The sequence below is a fragment of the Anaerotignum faecicola genome (assembly GCA_024460105.1).
Taxonomy (GTDB): Bacteria; Bacillota; Clostridia; order Lachnospirales; family Anaerotignaceae; genus JANFXS01.
This window is the reverse complement of the sequence record JANFXS010000482.1, coordinates 1-405: the sequence shown is the minus strand read 5'-3', so window position 1 is coordinate 405 and position 405 is coordinate 1. Positions and strand designations below refer to the sequence as shown.

Annotated in this window: 1 pseudogene; it reads right to left on the bottom strand. The window is 38.8% G+C overall.

What is annotated here, in order from left to right:
* Positions 1 to 276: pseudogene (locus NE664_14990) on the bottom strand (PD-(D/E)XK nuclease domain-containing protein).
* Between the last annotated feature and the right edge of the window lie 129 nt (positions 277 to 405).

The window sequence follows — 405 nt, the reverse complement described above, 5'->3', positions numbered from 1 at the left end:
CGTCAAGTAAAAAGCGATACCATAGAAGAGAACTTCTGTATATCCCTCCTCTGGCAGACTGGAATCATACGCCTTCTCTTCAATCTGCCTGATTGCCATATCACAGGTACTTTCCATGTTTTTATAAGTTGGTAATACCTTAAGTTCCATAATAACTGGTGTTTTTGACACGTTGCTGCTGCATACTAAAATATCCAGTCGGCCAGTTACACTCTCCCGGTTCGATTTTACGAGATAATCTCTTAAATTATTTAGAACCCCAATCATGATTCCGTGACAGCACTTTTCGCCTCAAGATTATAGTCTTGCAACATACGATCAGATTCTTGTTGATTGAAACCAAAGTACTCATCATAAGAGCGGCTTAATATTGTAATAATATCCTGTTCCATGTGGAAACACAAG